General features: G+C 71.2%; 14 protein-coding genes and 1 tRNA gene. 8 read left to right on the top strand and 7 right to left on the bottom strand.

The features are described 5' to 3' along the window. Positions 1–161: 161 nt before the first annotated feature. From JOD48_RS17675 to JOD48_RS17655, 5 genes are all read left to right on the top strand, one after another. Positions 162–248: transfer RNA gene (locus tag JOD48_RS17675), tRNA-Ser, on the top strand. A 942-nt stretch (positions 249–1,190) separates the two neighbouring features. Continuing rightward, complete coding sequence (locus tag JOD48_RS17670) at positions 1,191–2,297, top strand: PTS sugar transporter subunit IIC (RefSeq protein ID WP_204809944.1); 1,107 nt, start codon at positions 1,191–1,193, stop codon at positions 2,295–2,297. Between the two features lie 632 nt (positions 2,298–2,929). Then, positions 2,930–3,916, top strand: coding sequence for a signal peptidase I (gene lepB, locus JOD48_RS20260; RefSeq protein ID WP_307824242.1), 987 nt, complete (start codon positions 2,930–2,932; stop codon positions 3,914–3,916). A 93-nt stretch (positions 3,917–4,009) separates the two neighbouring features. Continuing rightward, positions 4,010–5,236 carry a polysaccharide deacetylase family protein gene (locus tag JOD48_RS17660; RefSeq protein WP_204809943.1) on the top strand — a complete coding sequence of 409 codons (1,227 nt, stop codon included), beginning with the start codon at positions 4,010–4,012 and terminating at the stop codon, positions 5,234–5,236. A 3-nt stretch (positions 5,237–5,239) separates the two neighbouring features. Next, entirely contained in the window at positions 5,240–5,707 is a 468-nt protein-coding gene (locus JOD48_RS17655) for an NUDIX hydrolase (protein WP_307824241.1), read from the top strand. Between the two features lie 95 nt (positions 5,708–5,802). Here JOD48_RS17655 and aztD read toward each other — a convergent pair whose 3' ends face one another. The 4 genes from aztD to JOD48_RS17635 form a co-directional block, all read right to left on the bottom strand. Further along, on the bottom strand, positions 5,803–7,074 hold the full coding sequence (aztD, locus tag JOD48_RS17650; protein ID WP_204809942.1) for a zinc metallochaperone AztD: 1,272 nt from the start codon (positions 7,072–7,074) through the stop codon (positions 5,803–5,805). A 135-nt stretch (positions 7,075–7,209) separates the two neighbouring features. Next, positions 7,210–7,935: a hypothetical protein gene (locus JOD48_RS17645; protein ID WP_204809941.1), complete on the bottom strand. Its 726-nt coding sequence runs from the start codon at positions 7,933–7,935 to the stop codon at positions 7,210–7,212. A gap of 5 nt (positions 7,936–7,940) precedes the next feature. Further along, positions 7,941–8,729 (bottom strand): ABC transporter permease, encoded by a 789-nt coding sequence (locus JOD48_RS17640; protein ID WP_204809940.1) that lies wholly within the window; start codon positions 8,727–8,729, stop codon positions 7,941–7,943. After that, positions 8,726–9,439 carry an ABC transporter ATP-binding protein gene (locus tag JOD48_RS17635; RefSeq protein ID WP_204809939.1) on the bottom strand — a complete coding sequence of 238 codons (714 nt, stop codon included), beginning with the start codon at positions 9,437–9,439 and terminating at the stop codon, positions 8,726–8,728. Before JOD48_RS17635 ends, JOD48_RS17640 begins: the two co-directional genes overlap by 4 nt. Before the next feature lie 130 nt (positions 9,440–9,569). Between JOD48_RS17635 and JOD48_RS19730 the strand changes: the two genes are divergently transcribed. Next, positions 9,570–10,424, top strand: coding sequence for a sensor histidine kinase (locus JOD48_RS19730; protein ID WP_307824240.1), 855 nt, complete (start codon positions 9,570–9,572; stop codon positions 10,422–10,424). Then, positions 10,421–11,149 (top strand): response regulator, encoded by a 729-nt coding sequence (locus JOD48_RS17630; RefSeq protein WP_307824239.1) that lies wholly within the window; start codon positions 10,421–10,423, stop codon positions 11,147–11,149. Before JOD48_RS19730 ends, JOD48_RS17630 begins: the two co-directional genes overlap by 4 nt. Positions 11,150–11,168: 19 nt before the next feature. Here JOD48_RS17630 and JOD48_RS17625 read toward each other — a convergent pair whose 3' ends face one another. The 3 genes from JOD48_RS17625 to JOD48_RS17615 form a co-directional block, all read right to left on the bottom strand. Beyond that, positions 11,169–12,563 (bottom strand): glycosyltransferase family protein, encoded by a 1,395-nt coding sequence (locus JOD48_RS17625; protein WP_307824237.1) that lies wholly within the window; start codon positions 12,561–12,563, stop codon positions 11,169–11,171. A gap of 164 nt (positions 12,564–12,727) precedes the next feature. Beyond that, positions 12,728–13,918: an acetyl-CoA C-acyltransferase gene (locus tag JOD48_RS17620; RefSeq protein ID WP_204809937.1), complete on the bottom strand. Its 1,191-nt coding sequence runs from the start codon at positions 13,916–13,918 to the stop codon at positions 12,728–12,730. Positions 13,919–14,070: 152 nt separating this feature from the next. Then, entirely contained in the window at positions 14,071–15,315 is a 1,245-nt protein-coding gene (locus JOD48_RS17615) for an acyl-CoA dehydrogenase family protein (RefSeq protein WP_191789679.1), read from the bottom strand. 205 nt (positions 15,316–15,520) lie between these two features. Between JOD48_RS17615 and JOD48_RS17610 the strand changes: the two genes are divergently transcribed. Continuing rightward, positions 15,521–16,960: an MFS transporter gene (locus tag JOD48_RS17610; protein WP_307824236.1), complete on the top strand. Its 1,440-nt coding sequence runs from the start codon at positions 15,521–15,523 to the stop codon at positions 16,958–16,960. Positions 16,961–16,970 lie beyond the last annotated feature (10 nt).

The raw sequence follows: 16,970 nt of genomic DNA, 5'->3' as shown, positions 1-16,970 counted from the left end.
AGGTGAGGATGTGAGTTCGGGGTGCGTCGGGTGCCCGACGGCGGGGCTCGCCCCGGGCGTCCGACGGCGGCCTCCCACGGGTGCCGGCAGGCGTGCGGGGTGCCCGATTCGGTCCAGGCGCCGCGAGCGGGTATCCTTCTGCAGCCGGGACTTCCCGGCTGGGTAGCGTGTCCGAGTGGCCTAAGGAGCACGCCTCGAAAGCGTGTGTGGGTGAAAGTCCACCGTGAGTTCGAATCTCACCGCTACCGCAAGCACGAAGGGTCCCGACCAGTGGTCGGGGCCCTTCGTCGTTCCAGGTGCCCTCGCGCGATGCCGGAGGACTTTGCCCTCGTCGGGCGAGCCCATGCTCCTCGTCGCGTTGACGATCGTCGTCGAACTCGCTACCGGTACCGCCTGGGTCAACGGTGGATGTCACGGGTGCCTGTGACGCTGGTTGGGGACGAAGCGGGTTGCCCTTGGCGGTGTGGCGCCTGCGGTGATCAAGGTGGAGGCGAGTGACGGACCGCAACATGTCGAGGTCTAGCGCCTTCCGGCAACGAGATACGCCAGGACGTGGTCGTGCGAGGCGGCAGGTCGGGTATTGGATTGAGCTATCACACACGAGCCGAACTCCGGCCCGAAGGGCCGCCCCGCCGATGGCATACGTTGGGTCCTCGCAACGAGGTTGATTTCCGCCACATGCAGAAGGCGCCACTCCGACAACTCGACCCCTTAAATCGACGACCGTCGAGTGTTGGAGAGTATCCTACGAAAGGCCGTCTATCAGGAGGGCCGAGTGCCTGGACTGCCGCCTCGGCGAATTTTCCAGGACACTCCTGCGGTGCGGTTCAAGCGCAGTCCGCGCTTTCGAGGATATGTACATCCTCGCATGGCTGTGGGCTCCCGGCGGAGAATTTGTATAACAAATGTTTGATTGGTGTTACGTTAATCGAAGACAAGAACTGTTTCCGATGCATGCGGTTCGCCAACTCGTGGCCGATTCGGCCTCAAGCCGAGGGGTTGTTCGCACAGTGGTTGATGCAGTGCTCTCGGAGACCGGCGCGGGGAGGGGGTCGCTAGGCGCGTCTCTTGCGTAGGGCGAGCTCGGCCGTTAGATTCTTGCCCATGCAGACTGTGCGAGCGGGCGACTTTCCGCCTCTCCGGCCCGAGGTTGCTCAGGAGTCGAAATGAATAGAAATGCGCCCCGCCTTGTGTCTGATCTGCCCGGAGTGCGATCGTCGCTCATCGAAGTAATTCTTCTTGCGTTGGCCGTGTCTCTCGGGGTCAATATGGTGTCAGGTGCGATATTGACGGCACTCCCTTCGTGGGCGGCTGCCACGCTGGGCGCGATTGTAGGACTGCTGCCGGTGGTTTATGTAGTTCGCAGTCGACTGAGGCCGATCGAGCACGACCTGGAGATTGAAGGGTTCTATGTTAGCGAGCGCGACTCGTGCACGATTATCGAGGTTCCTGGATATAAGCTGAGTGAGAAAGCTGTTGAATACCTGAATTCTGCGTTCGCGGAGAACCCTGCCCTGCGGCGCCAGTGGGAGTCGACACCCACCTTCCATGATTGGGACTTCCACAAACCGTCTGCGCGACCTCAGAGTGCGCGTCTGCTGCAGGAGTTGATGGAGTACATACTCCTTGATGAACTAAGCCTTAGTCTCAGTGGATACTTTAATCGCGCTGAGTTTGCGCGAGGTCGGCTAGAACAGTATGAGCGCGACGATCTTCCTGACATTCTCTTAAAGAACCGGTTTCTTGAGCTCTTTTCAAGGGATCCGGCCGATCGAGAAGGATTCGATCCCGTAGATGAAGGGCCGGATGGGTGGACTGTTATCTACTCGAACAGCTCCACCGGCGGCCTCTATAGCAAATTCGAACTGACCCTGCCTGCCAATAGCACCATTAGGCGCACCTCGGGTCAATGCCTAGAGGTATCGGGACCGGCGATGACGGTCTTGTTGTCGGTTGACACGCGACCCTTTGGCGCTGGCGTCCCTTACTCGTTGCTGCCTCTGTATGTTGGTCGACAGTTCTCTGATTGCCGTATCCTTCGTGTCGAATTTAGCATCCAAGTTAAGGTGAGGCGTGGTCTGTTTATGAAGCGCGATGATCTGAGATACCTGGGTTGGATTGAGAAGGCACTGCAAGACCTCGATGATGAATTGTCCGGCGCGGCCTTCGTTGAGCGCATACGTTGGGAGAGCATCGAGGCGTCGCATCGTGTCTTCAGGGAAGGGGATCGGCGCCCGCCGGAGACGACGGCCATGCCGGACGCAGAAGGAGAGGTGGAAGCTGGCGATGGTTCGTGATGCAGCGAGGTGCCTGTTGGTTTGCCGATGAGAAAGTCGTGTCCTGCCGAGGGCGATCGATGGGTCGCTCAGGGAGGCTGATCCATGATGGCTTTGCGCACTGATCTTCGGGTCGGCAGGGCAGGTGCTAGCGTGCCCAAGCGGAGTAGTGCGCGGTGAGGCGGAGCGAGGGCGACTTACACCACCGCACATCGTTCGCTTCGGGGGTGTGCACCTGGTCGCACCCTCGGGCATTTGCTACGACGTAAAGACGTGATAGTCCGTTACGTGACTTCTTGGTTGGAATCCGCGTCTCGCTCATTGCGTCCACTCCGCAGTTTTTTCGCGCTGCTTGGCCGTTGCGGCAACGTCTCGCCAGGTGTCCGCGGTAGGCGGGCTCGGGGAAGTGAGTGGCTCGGCAACAGTGGGGTGCGTTTGGCTCGGGCCTTGGCTTATGTCGTATCGTGCGAGCCGGGTTCGGGACAGTGATTCAGAGGAGTGCAAGGTGCCGGGGTGTCGGGGCTGCATGCGTAGTTTCTCCATGGCTTGTCCTACGGAGCGTGGTCATCAGGGAGGACCAGTGCGGGGCTGATCGTGTCCGGTCCGCCCGAGATGAACCAGCCGGTTCGGTCCATCGGTGGAAGAGTGTCCCCGTGACCTCGAACGACGCAGACAGCGCAGACGACCAGCCGAGACCGTCCGGTGCGTTCGCCGCAGCCCCCGACGTCGACTCGGTCTTCCCTGCGCGTCCCGCGCCGGCCCCTGACGAGGGCGCGCGGGGCGGGGCGATCTCCGGTGGCCGGGCCACCCCGGCAGACCTCGCCACCCCGGCAGACCCCGCCACCCCGGCAGACCCCGCCACCCCGGCAGACCCCGCCACCCCGGCAGACCCCGCCACCCCGGCAACTCCGGCCGATCCGGCGCCCCCGACCGACCCCGTCCAGGACGCCGACAAGGCCCCCGCTCCTACCCGCCGCCGCTGGTCGTTCGCTCGCGAGGTCGGGATCATCGTCGTCGCGGCGCTGATCATCTCATTCCTCATCAAGACGTTCCTGGTCCAGCCGTTCGTCATCCCGAGCGAGTCGATGGAGGACACGCTCATCAAGGACGACCGGGTCCTGGCCTCGCGCCTGGTCCCGCGGTTCCTCGACGTGCACCGCGGCGACGTCGTGGTCTTCAAGGACCCGGGCGGCTGGCTCGCGAGCCAGCCGCAGAACGAGTCGACGGGGCTGGTCAAGGCGGGGGAGACGTTCCTGACGTTCATCGGCATCCGTCCGGTGGACGCGAACGAGCACCTCATCAAGCGGGTCATCGGCCTGCCGGGCGACCACGTGACGTGCTGCGACGCGCAGGGTCGGGTCTCGGTCAACGGTGTGCCGATCGACGAGACGTACATCAAGCCGGGCTCGGCCCCGAGCGAGATCCCGTTCGACGTGACGGTCCCGGAGGGGTACCTGTTCGTCCTGGGGGACAACCGCCAGAACTCGGGCGACTCGCGCTACAACACCGACAAGCCGGGGAAGGGTTTCGTGCCCATGGAGAACGTGGTGGGCACCGCGGTCGCGAAGGTGTGGCCGCTCGACCGGGCCGCGTTGATGCGCAACCCGGGCAGCGTCTTCGAGGACGTCCCGGAGCCCTGAGCGGCCTCACCCGCACGACGACCCCGCCGCCCGGGCACTCTGACCCCGCATCCCCTAGCGTGGGGGCACTGCCCGCGCGCGGAAGGACTGCCCGTGTCTGAGAGGTCTGCTCGTCCTGTCGGGGGCCTGCGTCGCAGGGCGGTCCTCGTCGCGACCGCGGCGGCCGCTCTGGTGGTCGCCGCGGGCTGCACGGGGTCGCCCTCGCAGGACCCGGGCCCGACGCCGGAGCGCCCCACCGCGGGCGCCTCGCCGTCGGAACGGCCCACGCCCACGCCCAGCCCCACACCGACCCCGACCCCGACACCAACCCCCACGCCCACCACCCCGACGCGTGCCGCGTCGAACGTGCCCATGACGCGTCTCGCGCCGGGCGAGAACCCGCCGCAGTTCGTCATCTTCTCGTTCGACGGCGCGGGGTGGCACGACCGCTGGACCGAGTTCCGCGAGGCCGCGGCGCAGGTGAACGCGCGGTTCACGGGGTTCCTCACGGGCATCTACCTGCTCACGGACGAGCACCGCGACGCCTACACGGGTCCCGGGCACTCGCCGGGCAAGGCGTCGGTGAGCTTCGGGGGAGACGCGGCGACCGTGACGACGCTCGTGGGCGACCTCAACGCGGCGTGGATGGAGGGGCACGAGATCGGGACGCACTACAACGGCCACTTCTGCGCGGACAACCCGCCGGGCGGGGCGTCGTGGTCGACGGCCGACTGGAACAGCGAGCTCGACCAGTTCTTCGGGTTCTGGAACGGCTGGCAGGAGATCGACGGCCTGCAAGGCACGCCGCCGCTCGCGATCCCGGCGTCCGAGGTCAAGGGTGGCCGGACGCCGTGCCTCGAGGGGAACTGGGACCAGATCGCCCCGGCGTGGGCCGCGCACGGGCTGACCTACGACTCGTCGATCCCGGGCAGCGGCATCGCGTGGCCCAAGCAGGAGTACGGCGTGTGGGAGTTCCGCATGCAGACGACGAGCTCCCCGGCGCTCGGGAGCGTCATGGCCATGGACTACAACTTCTGGTACAAGTTCAACAAGGCGAAGAACCAGCCCGAGCGGGCCCCGGAGATCCACGCCGCCGTCCTGGAGACGTACCGCCACATGTACGAGGCGGCCTTCATCGGCAACCGGGCGCCGGTGCTCGTGGCGAACCACTTCAACCAGTGGAGCGGCAACGCGTTCAACCCTGCCGCGAAGGAGTTCATGCTCGAGACGTGCGCCAAGCCGGAGACCATCTGTGCGACGTACCAGGACGTCATCGCCTGGATGAACCTGCAGGACCCGGCGGTGCTCGCCGAGCTCCAGGCGCGCCCGGCGGTGTACTGAGCCGTGGTCACGAGCGCGGGGCTCCTGCTGTACCGGGTCGCGGACGACGGCGCGGTCGAGGTGCTGCTCGGCCACATGGGCGGGCCGTTGTGGGCGCGCAAGGACGAGCGCGCGTGGACGATCCCCAAGGGTGAGCACACCCCGGACGAGGACCCGCACGACGCAGCGGTCCGCGAGTTCACCGAGGAGCTGGGATCGTCGCCGCCCGACGGCCCCGAGGTCGACCTGGGCGAGATCCGGCAGCGAGGGGGCAAGACGGTCCGGGCCTGGGCGCGCCGGGCCGACTTCGACGTGAGCACCGCGGTGAGCAACACGTTCGAGATGGAGTGGCCGCCGCGCTCGGGGCGCCGGGCGAGGTTCCCGGAGCTGGACCGTGTGGAGTGGGTGCCGTTCGGGCGGGCGCGCGACCTGGTGGTCGCGGGTCAGGTGGCCCTGCTGGACCGCCTCGAGGAGGCGCTCACCGAGCCCTGACGTGCCCGACGACGGAGCGCGCCCCGGGCGACCACCTCTCCGTCGGGAGGTGGCCGCCCGGGGCGCGCGGCGCCGTCGGGCAGGGAGGGCGGGGCCTACTCCGGGAGGCCCGTGACGCCCGTCAGCTCGTTGGGGACGACGTCGAGCGTGGTGCTCGCGTAGACCTCGCCCGACTCGACGTCGACCGCGTGGACGGTCTGGGTCGCGGGGTCGGTCACGTACGCGGTGTGGTCGAGCACGAAGAGCGTGGGGCGCGGGGCCTGCCAGTCGTCGGGCTCGGTCCAGGCGCCCGTCACGGCGATGGTGCGGGTGATCGCGCCCGTGACGGGATCGATGACGCGCAGCGCCCCGTCGGTCCCGAGGACCAGGGCCTCACCGTGCGGGCCGCGGCCGAGCGAGCGGAACGAGTAGCTCGCGCCCGTCTCGACCAGGGCGATCTGCTTGCTCACCGTGTCGACGAGCGAGACGCGGGTGGGGCGTTCGAGGTCGGCGTCGGGGTCGGTCTTGTAGTCGCCGAGGACGACCGGTGACTCCTCCGAGCCGGCCTGGTTGCCGATGCGGCCGTACGCGTCGGCCGACGCGATCTTGGTCAGTACGCCGCCCGCGTAGACGACGACGCCGTCCTGGCAGCCGACGACCACGGCCTCGTCGGACGCGACGGCCTCGCCGTGCACACCGGGGCAGGCGTCGGTGCGGGCGATCTCGTGGCGCGCGCTGTCGAGGACGACGACGCTCGACCGGGCGTCCTCGGTGCCGTCGGTGACCAGCAGGTCACCGTTCTCGAGCTCGACCGCGACACCGTGGTGCGGGGCCGGCGTCGTGTACGTGGTGGTCTTCGGGTCGCCGTCCGCGAGGTCGTGCGGGTCGAACGACTCGACGAGGCCCGAGCCGTCGTTGAACAGGACCGTGCGGCCCGCGTGGCGGACCACGTGCCCGGGGTGGTTCGCGGCGAACTCGGTCGTCGTGAAGGCCGGCTCGGCCGTGTAGAAGTGCGAGTGGTTGCCGTGCGGCTCGCCCCACGTGCCGAGATCGAGGACCCGGAACGCGTCGCCCGCGGAGACGATCACGTGGCGCTCGTCGCCCGCGGGGTTGAGGCGCGTGAAGCCGTCGACGGGCAGGTCGGCGACCTGTTCGAGGCTCGTGCCGTCGAGCACGACGACGCCGCCGTCGTAGCTCAGGGCGATGCGCGGGGTGTCGGTCGCGGCCTCGGTCCCGTGGCCACCCTCCTCGTGCCCGTGCTCGTGGTCGTGCTCTGCTGCGTCGGACGCGGCGGGGGAGCCCTCGCCCGTGGCGCAGCCGGCGAGGACGGCGGCGGGCAGGGCGAGGGCGATCCCCAGGGCGAGGCTGCGGTGTCTGGTGCTGGTCATGGCGTCACGGGACCCCGGCGGGTCCCACCGTCCTTCCGGTAGGTGGATGGGTTCCGACGCAGGAGCGGCGGACCTCCCACACCGTAGCAGAGAATGAGAACCACTCTCATTATCAATCGGGACCCGCGCGTGGACCTACGCGTCGCGCACGAGGAACCGCCACGAGCCCAGGCCGCCGACCACCACCACCCAGGCGAGCGCGACGAGCGTCGCCGTCGGCCCGTCGAGCGCGCCCGGACCGGAGTCGAACCAGGCCGCAGCGGCGCGGTCGGGCAACCAGCGCGCGTGCTCGGTCGCGCCCGCGAGCAGCGGGGACACGACGAGGATCAGCGCGAGGACACCGACGAGCGCCGGCACGAGGTGACGCACGACCAGCGCCACGGCGTGCGAGAACACCCCGATCAGGACGAGGTAGGCCGTAGCCCCCAGGAGCGCAAGCGCTCCGGCACCGTCCGACGAGGCGGGAGCGTCGAGCAGGCGCTGTGCGACCGTGGCCGCGGCCACGCACGCGCCGAGCGTCGAGATCGCCGCGAGCGCGACCACCGCGGTCGCCGCGATGCTCTTGCCCGCGACGAGCAGACCTCGTCGCGGCACCGCTGCCAGGGTCGTGGCGACCTGGCGACCGGCGTGCTCCTGGGAGACCGCCAGCACCCCGACCAGCACCAGGCCCGCTACGACGAAGGGCACCGTCCGGAGCGTGACCTCGACTGCCGAGGCGGGCAGGTCCTGGTCGGCGGTCGCGCCCGCCTGCGCCGCGGCGATCAGGGCGCCGACGACGACGGTCCCCACGACGGCGAGGGCCGTGACGGGCAGCGTGCGCAGCTTGTCGAGCTCCGCGGCGACGACGGACCGCAGCCCCACGGCCCTCACGCGTCCCGCCGGGAGAACACGGCGCCCGCGACCACGAGGAGCGCCAGGGCCCACCCGGTCATGACGAGCGCGCCGGGTCCGGCGGCCAGCCCGCCGGCGACCGTGTCGACGTCCCCGAACAACCTGCGCCCCGCCATGTCCGGGAGCCAGTGCGCGACCGGCGTGAGCATCGTGAGCAGGAGCGACACCGACACCAGAGAGCTGTTGACCACGAGCACGAGGAGGGGGGCGACCCCGCTGCGCGTGAAGACCGTCACGGCCAGCGTGAGGAGAGCGGTGAGCGTCCAGTAGAGGGCCGCGCCGAGGCAGCGCCGGACGGCCTCGTCGACCGGGACCGTCGAGGTCGCGGCGTCGCCGATGATCGCCTCGGCGAGGGCGACGCTCGCCGGGATCGCCACCGCCGCGGTCGCGAACACGAGCAGCACGACCGCGGAGGCCTTCGCGACCAGGACGCCCACGCGGCGCGGGACGGCGACGAGCGTCGTGCCGATCTGCCGCCCGCCCCCGGCGTCGGGGCTGTTCGCGGTGAACTCGCTGCTCATCGCGACCACGCCGATCACGACCGCCCCCACGGTCCCGATCGGCATCGACGCGAACGCGGTGTCGAACGCGGAACCGTAGCCCGAGTCCTCGGGACGTCCGGCGACGAGCGCGTCGCGGACACCGACCGCGTTGAGCAGGGTCAGGGCGGCCGCCCCGAGGAGGGCGACCGCCGCCCCGGTCCACACCGCCGGGAGCGTCGAGAGCTTTTGCAGCTCCGCGACGAACACGTTCCACGCCCTCATCGGACCGTCTCCCGGCCGTCGCTCGTGAGCGCGAAGAACGCGTCCTCGAGGGTGTCGTAGCGGCGGGTCACCTCGTCGAGCGTCCCGTCCGCGACGACCCGCCCGCCCGCGATGATCACGAGGTCGTCGGCGATGTCGGCCACCTCGCCCATGAAGTGGCTCGACAGCAGGACCGTGCCGCCCGCGTCCGCGTGCGCGCGGAGCAGGCCGCGGATCCAGCGGATGCCCTCCGGGTCGAGCCCGTTGACGGGTTCGTCGAGCACCAGGGCCTCGGGCTCGCCCAGGAGCGCGCACGCGAGCCCCAGGCGCTGCCCCATCCCCAGGGAGTAGCGCCCCACGCGCGTCCGTGCCGACGCCGTGAGCCCGACCTGCTCGAGCACGTGGTCGACCCGCCGCTGGGGAATGCCGTTGCTGCGCGCGACCCAGGAGAGGTGGTTGCGGGCCGTACGCGAGCGGTGCGCCCCGGAGCCGTCGAGCATCGACCCGAGGGTGCGCAGCGGGTCGCGCAGGGACCGGTAGGGCCGGCCCGCGACGAGGGCGCGCCCCTCGTCGGCCCGGTCCAGGCCGAGGAGGATGCGCAGGGTGGACGACTTGCCGGCGCCGTTCGGCCCGAGGAACGCGGTCACCCGGCCTGGTCGGGCCTCGAAGCCGACGTGGTCGAGGACGGTACGGGAGCGATGGCGTTTGACGAGGTGCTCGATGGTCAACATGCCCACAGTCCAGCCGCCCGGGGTGCGCAGGTCATGGGGCCAGGGGCCGGACCTGCGGCGCGGCGTCCGACCGTGGTCCCTCGGACCGTGGTCCGATGTGCGCCGCGCGGCGGGTCCCTAGACTCCGGGGGTGGAGACCACCGCTCGACCCGTGCTGCGATCTCGCGTGTGGCCGATCGCGGGTGGCCTCGTGGGCGCCCTCGTCCTCGTGCTCGCGACCCTCGGCGTCGACCGCCCGGTGACGGCCCTCGTCGTCCTCCTGGTGGCGACCGCCGTGACCGCGGGAGTCCTGGCGTGGGCCCTCGTCCGTTCCGGGCGCGAACGCCGCGCGTACGAGGAGGACCTGACGGGCTGGGCAGCGGAACGGGCCGCGCAGGCCGAGCGCCTGCGCATCGCCCGCGACCTGCACGACCTCGCCTCGCACGGCCTGGGCCTCATCACGGTGCGCGCGGCGTCGGCGCGCACCGTCCCGGGGCCCGACGGCGATGCCGAGCGCGCGCAGGCTCTCGCCGACATCGAGCGCGCCGGGCGGGACGCGACCACGGAGCTGCGCAGGATGCTCGCCGTCCTGCGCAGCCCGGGAGACGACGCCCCCTTGCGCCCCGCGGAGACGCTCGACGACCTCCCGCAGATCGTCGAGAGCGCCCGGACGGCGGGCCTGGACGTCACGCTCGACACCGAGGACGTCACGGTGTCGGCAGGTGTGGGGCTCGGCATCTGCTCGGTCGTCCGTGAGGCGCTCGCGAACGTCCTGCGGCATGCGGGCCCGACGAGGGTCCGGGTCGTCCTCTCCCGTGGCTCCACAGGGCTGCGGCTGGTCGTCGAGGACGACGGACCTGTCCCCGGATGGGCGCCCCGTCCGGGGGCAGGGGTGGGGCTCGTCGGCCTGCGCGAGCGGGTCGTGGCGCTCGGCGGCTCGCTCGCCTCGGGCCCCTGCGGGCGCGGTTTTCGGGTGGAGGCCGCGCTGCCAGGCGGGCGGTCGTGACGACGTCGGGGCCCGCGGCCTCGGGGGCGCCCGTGCGGCTGCTGGTCGTGGACGACCAGCCGCTGATCCGCCACAGCCTGCGGCTCGTGGTCGACGGCGCGGACGACCTCCAGGTGGTGGGCGAGGCGGACTCGGGCGAGGCCGCGGTGGCGGTCGCCCGGCGGACCCGGCCCGACGTCGTCCTCATGGACGTGAGGATGCCCGGTGGCGACGGGATCGACGCCACGCGCCGGATCGTGGCCGACCCGGTCCTCACCGGGACGCGCGTCCTCGTGCTCAGCATGTTCGAGCTCGACGAGTACGTCCACGGAGCCCTGCGCGCGGGGGCGAGCGGCTTCCTGCTCAAGGACGCGGAGCCCGCGAGCCTCGTCGACGCCGTACGGCGTACGCACGCGGGCGAGTCGCTGTTCGCCCCGGCCATCCTGACCCGGATCGTCGGGCACTACCTGGACGGCGGTCCGTCGCGCGAACCGGTGAAGCCCCAGGCCCTCACGAGCCGGGAGGTCGAGGTGCTCGCGCTCGTGGGGAGGGGGCTGTCCAACCAGGAGATCGCGCAGCGGCTGACGATCTCGATGGGCACGGTCAAGACCCACGTCGGCAACCTGCTCGCCAAGCTGGTCGCTCGTGACCGGGCGCAGCTCGTCATCGCGGCGTTCGACCACGGCCTCGTGACCGCCGAGCGCCCTTCGCCGGCCGGCCGACCCGCCCGACCCGGCCGCGCGTGACCCCCGACCGCGCCTCTGGTCAGGGGCTCGCGACCGGGCCCGGGTCCGGACGGGACACGGGTGGCTCGGCCTGCGCGGGCGCTGCGGGCTCAATGGGCCCGGTGGGGCCAGCGGGCTCAGCGGGGTCGGTGGCCGCCCGCGCGCGGGCCGTCCCCGCGGGCATCCTGCGTCCCAGCCGGACGAGCTGGACCACGGCCCCGACGAACAGCACCACGAGCGCGACGTTGCGGACGGCCGCGAGCAGGACGATCCACGGCGTGCCGATCATGAACTCCCAGTACGCGACCGGGTAGAGCACCTGGGTCAGCGCCGCGGTGCCCAGGACAGCGAGCGCGGGCGGGGACCACACCGATCGTGCGCCGGGTCCTGCGAGCGCGATCGCCACGGCGACCGGCGGCCCGATCCACGCGACGAACTGCGGCGACCCCACCTTGTTGAACACGATGAGGCTCAGGAGCAGCGCCGTCACCGCGAGGAGGAACACGTCGGTGCGGACCTCGGGTCGGCGGCGGACGGCCCACCACGAGATCGCGGCGATCGACAGGACCGCCAGGGGCAGCAGCACGTCGAGGAGCCGCCCGGTGGTGCGGGCGCCCGGGCCGAGGATCTCGAGCGTGCGGATGTCCGGGTTCATCCAGACCCGCCACTGCGGGTCGATCAGCCGCAGGAGGCTGAACGGCGTCGCGAACACCGACTCCGACTGGAGGCCGCGCGCGTCCTGGGTGCCGAACACCCCGAGGACGCGTGACCCCGCGCCCCCGGCGAGCGCGAGCGCGACGACCACGAGGCTCACGACCGCGCCGGGCAGGATCACGGTGCGCCACGGGCGCTTCGCGGTCGTCAGGAGCGCCACGACCACGGCCCCGGGCGCGATCTTGACCCAGGCGCCGAACGTCGCGATCGCGGTCGCGACGGCGGGGCGCCGGATGGCGACCGCGAGTGCGACGACCAGCAGCGCCCCGGCCACGCCGTCGAGGCGCCCCAGGAAGATGGGGCCGAGGGCGACGAGGAACGCCAGCCACCACCAGGCCGCGATGCGGCCGCGGCCCGGCAGCCGGGCGAGGAACCAGAGCGCGACCGCGTCGAGCACGACGACCAGGGCCAGGAACTGCGCGTAGTACGCCTCGAACGACGTCCCGACGAACGCGGGGGCGGCCACCGGCAGCAGGGCCCCCACGGGGTAGACCCAGTCGTAGTCGAGCACGGGCCAGATCCCGCGGTCCCAGCCTGCGCGGGCCCAGTACCAGTAGAGCTGCACGTCGCCCGAGATCCGGTATCCCCAGGTCAGCGCGTCGACGACCAGCCAGGCGTGCACGAGCACGAAGCCCGCGACCAGGGCCCAGGGGGAGCGCAGCGTCCAGGCGAGGAACCGGCGTCCGGTCGACGTGGGCCGGGCGGCGGTGGTCTCGGGCACGGGCTCATCGTCGCACGACGGCGCCACGCACGGCGGGCGAACGACGCCCGGTGGACGCGTGCGCCGTCGGGCACGAAGAAGCGGCCCGCCCGGGCGGAGAGGAGGCCCGGGCGGGCCGCTGGTCGCGCGGTGAGGCAGCACCGCGCGACGCGAGGAGGAACGACTCAGGCGCGCAGGATCAGCGCGTCCCCCTGACCGCCGCCGCCGCACAGCGCGGCGGCGCCCACGCCGCCTCCGCGGCGCTGGAGGGCGAGGGCCAGGTGCAGGGCAAGGCGGGCGCCCGAGGCGCCGACGGGGTGGCCCAGGGCGATCGCGCCGCCGTCGGCGTTGACGACCGCAGGGTCGATCCCCAGGTCCTCGACCGACTGGAGCGCGACGGCCGCGAAGGCCTCGTTGATCTCGACGAGGTCGAGCTCGTCGGCCTTCATGCCCTCGCGCTCGAGCGCACGGGTGATCGCGCGGGCGGGCTGGGAGTGCAGCGAGTTGTCGGGGCCCGCGACCTGCCCGGCCGACCGGATCTCGGCGAGCCAGGTGAGGCCGCGGGAGGCCGCGAAGGCCTTGCTGACGACCACGACGGCCGCGGCGCCGTCGGACAGCGGGGACGACGAGCCCGCCGTGATGGTGCCGTCCCGCACGAACGCGGGACGCAGCCCGGCGAGCGCCTCGACCGTGGTGCCGGGGCGGATGCCCTCGTCCTCGGCGACGACGACCGGCTCGCCCTTGCGCTGCGGGACCGTGACGGGCGCGATCTCCTCGGCCAGCCGCCCCTCGGCGCGGGCCGCGGCGGCGAGGGCGTGAGAGCGGGCCGCGTACTCGTCCTGGACCTCGCGGCCGATGCCGCGCGTCGTGCAGCCGCGGTCGGTGGCCTCGCCCATGATCTGGCCGTCGAACGGGTCGCGCAGGCCGTCGTGCGTGAGCGAGTCCGCCATGGTCACGTCGCCGAACGCGAAGCCCTTGCGCGAGCCCAGCACGAGGTGCGGCGCGTTCGTCATGGACTCCTGGCCGCCCGCGACGACGACCGACGCCTCGCCCGTGCGGATCAGGCGCGCCGCGTCGATGATCGCGGTCAGGCCCGACAGGCACAGCTTGTTGATCGTGACCGTCGGGACGTCCCACCCGATGCCTGCCGCGATCGCGGCCTGGCGGGCCGGGCCCTGACCTCCGCCTGCCTGGATGACCTGGCCCATGATCACGGCGTCGACGTCGGTGGCCTCGACCCCGGCGGCGTCGAGCGCGCCGCGGATCGCGTGCGCGCCCAGCTCGTTCGCCGACAGGGACGCGAGCGCGCCCTGGAAGCGCGTGAAGGGCGTGCGCGCGCCGTGCAGGAGGACGGGGACGTGGGCGTCGTTGCTCATGGGGTGCTCCGAGGGGGAAGGGGACCCGGCGCCGTGCTTGTCAGGTGAACGAGGAGGTCCGGTACGGCGCCGGGTGGACGGTGGTGCCGGCCGACGACCGGCCGACGGAGGGTGCGGCGCTCCCGGTACGGGGGAGCGCCGCCGGTGAGGGGCTACACGAACGCGGAGACGCCCGTGATGTCGCGGCCCACGATGAGGGCCTGGACGCTCTCCGTGCCCTCGTACGTGTGCAGGGCCTCGACGTCCGCGAAGTGCCGCGCGACGCGGTTCGCGAGCAGGATGCCGTTGCCGCCGAGCATGTCGCGTGCGCTCGCGGCGATCTCGCGGGCACCGCGCGTGCACGTGTACTTGGCGATCGACGCCTGGGGGCCGCTCAGCGTGCCTGCCTCGTCGAGGCGCGTCATCTGCGCCACGAGGAGCTGCATCTGGGTGAGGGTCGAGAGCATGCGGGTCAGGCGCTCCTGGACCATCTGGTTCGCGGCGAGCGGGCGCCCGAACTGCACACGCTGCTTGGCGTAGGCGACGGCCGTCTCGTAGCAGGCGGTCGCGTGCCCGACGGCGGACCATGCCACCCCGAGGCGCGTCGCCTGGAGCACGCGGCCGGTGTCCTTGAACGACCGCCCGCCCGGGAGCACGGCCGAGGCCGGGACGAACACGTCGGTCAGGACGATGTGGGCCTGCCAGATCGCGCGCAGCGAGACCTTGCCCTCGATGGTCGTGGCCGCGTACCCCGGGGTGTCCTGGGGGACGAGGAAGCCGTGCACCTGGTTGTCGCCGTCGTCGCCGACCAGTCGCGCCCACAGCACCGTGATGTCACCGCACGACCCGAAGCCGATCCACTTCTTCTCGCCGTCGATCACGTAGCCCTCGACGCCGTCGCGGGTCTCGCGGCGGGCCGTGGTCTCGAGCGAGACGGAGTCCGAGCCGTGCGTGGGCTCGGTCAGCGCGAACGCGCCGAGCTTCTCACCGCGTGCGAGCGGGCCGAGCCACTGCGCCTTCTGCTCGTCCGACCCGAGGAGCTGGATCGAGCGCAGGGCGAGCCCGCCCTGGACGCCGCAGATGGTCGCGACCGACCCGTCGCCGCGCGACATCTCCATCTCGGCGAGGCCTGCGCCCATGAGGCTGATCGAGGGGGAGCCGGGGACGTCGACGCCGTCGCGCAGGAAGTCGAGCTCGCCCATGCGCTTGGCCAGGCCGAACGGCACCTCGGCGCGCTCCCAGTACCCGTCGATCACGGGCAGGACCTCGTCCTGGACGAACGCGCGGACCCGCTGCTGCAGCTCGCGGTCGGCGGGCGTCGCGTCCGCGAACGCGTCGGCGTAGTCGATGTCGAGGGGCTGCGAGAGGTCGTAGTCCGGCTCGGTCACGTTGCGGCGGACGGGGTTCTCGATCGTCATGGGTGTGCTCCCGGGCTCGGGCCGGACGTCGGTGTCGGGCGATGGTCCCATGGTGCGTGATATTGCGTCTCAGGTCAAGAGACGGGGTATCAGCACCGTGTTCTTGACCCGTCCAGCAGAGAGGTATAACGTCGGCGGCACTTGTTATACAACCTCTCGTCGTCGGCTACGGTGCCGACGACCGGTCGCAGACGAAGGAGTTCTCGTGACTGAAGTACGCACGGCCGGCGCGCAACGCAGCGCCCAGGACCTGACCCCCTCCGGGGGAGTCCCTATCACCGGACGCAAGGCGGTGGCGCTCGTGGCGGTCCTGCTGCTGGGCGTCCTGGCCTTCCAGCTCAACGCGAGCATGGTGACCCCGGCGCTCCCGCACATGGCGGTCGAGCTCGGTGTCTCGGCGAGCCAGATCGCCCAGGTGTCCTCGCTCTTCTTCCTCGCCGGCTCGGTCGCCGGGATGGTCCTCGCACGATGGGCCGACTTCATCGGTCGGCGACGGGTGCTCGTCATCGTCCTGTGTGTCCTGGCCCTGGGCACGCTGCTGTGCCTGTTCGCCTCGAGCCTTCCCGTCCTCCTCGTCGGACGCGTGCTCCAGGGCGCCTCGGCCGCCACGTTCCAGCTCGCCTACGTGATCCTCAGCGAGGCGATGGCCGTGAAGGTCTTCGGCGTCACCCTCGGCATCATCACGGCGGTCAACGGCGGCGTCGGAGGCATCGACGGCTGGGTCGGCGGGCTGCTCACCGACGCCTACGGCTACCGGTCGATCTTCCTCGTGGTGCTCGTCGTCGGACTCTTCGGCCTGGTCGGAGTCCTGGCCGTGGTGCCCAAGGTCGACCCACCCCGCTCCGAGAAGGGGTCGATGGACTGGGCCGGCGCCGCGGCGCTGTCCGTCGGCCTGATCGGCATGACGTACTTCGTCTCGCAGGGGTCGGCGCTCGGCTGGCTGTCACCCGTGGCGCTCACGTTCCTGGTCGTCACCGCGGTCGCGCTCGTCGTCTTCTGGCGTCTCGAGAAGCGCCATGCCTCTCCGCTCATCGCGGTCCAGCACCTGCGCTCGCGCCAGGTCTGGCCGCTGATCGCGACGACGACGCTCGCGCTCGCCGGGATCTTCGCGGTGATCAACTTCAGCGTCGTCCTCCTGAGCCAGGGTGGGGCGCCCGGCTTCGAGATGACCGCTTCCCGCTCGGCCCTCGTCTACCTCATGCCGGCAGCGCTCATCGGGGTCGTGACCGCGCCCTTGGCGGGCTGGCTCGCGGGCCGCTTCGGGTGGATCAAGGTGCTGCGCGTCGGGATGACCATCAGTCTCGTGGTGCTCGCGGTCGTCGCGACCCTGACCTTCAACCCGTGGGTCGTCGCCGCGATGGTGGCCATCCTGGGCGTCAGCTACAACGGCCTGGTCCTGACGACCGTCAACGGTCTGGGCGTCCTCCTCTCGCCGCGGGAGGCCCCGTCCGCGCTCCCCGGGCTGAACGGCGCCTCGTTCGGGCTCGGTGCGAGCATCGGCATCGGCGTCGTCGCCCCCTTCATCGCACGTGGCACCAGCGCCGGCTACACGACCGGCCTGTGGATCTCGGTCGGCATCACGGCTCTCGCGCTGGTGGCTTCGTGGTTCATCGCCCCGCGCCCCGAGGCGGACGCCCCCGCATGATCGTCCCCAC

Source organism: Oerskovia paurometabola, from assembly GCF_016907365.1.
GTDB classification, from domain to species: domain Bacteria; phylum Actinomycetota; class Actinomycetes; order Actinomycetales; family Cellulomonadaceae; genus Oerskovia; species Oerskovia paurometabola.
Note: the sequence above shows the minus strand (reverse complement) of the source record. Positions and strands in the feature narration are given on the sequence as shown.

What these genes read in the sequence shown, in the direction of transcription:
- aztD (WP_204809942.1), bottom strand. Translation starts at nt 7,074, where the DNA reads ATGACCAGCACCAGACACCGCAGCCTCGCCCTGGGGATCGCCCTCGCC.
- JOD48_RS17615 (WP_191789679.1), bottom strand. Translation starts at nt 15,315, where the DNA reads ATGACGATCGAGAACCCCGTCCGCCGCAACGTGACCGAGCCGGACTAC.
- JOD48_RS17640 (WP_204809940.1), bottom strand. Translation starts at nt 8,729, where the DNA reads ATGAGGGCGTGGAACGTGTTCGTCGCGGAGCTGCAAAAGCTCTCGACG.
- JOD48_RS17635 (WP_204809939.1), bottom strand. Translation starts at nt 9,439, where the DNA reads ATGTTGACCATCGAGCACCTCGTCAAACGCCATCGCTCCCGTACCGTC.
- JOD48_RS17620 (WP_204809937.1), bottom strand. Translation starts at nt 13,918, where the DNA reads ATGAGCAACGACGCCCACGTCCCCGTCCTCCTGCACGGCGCGCGCACG.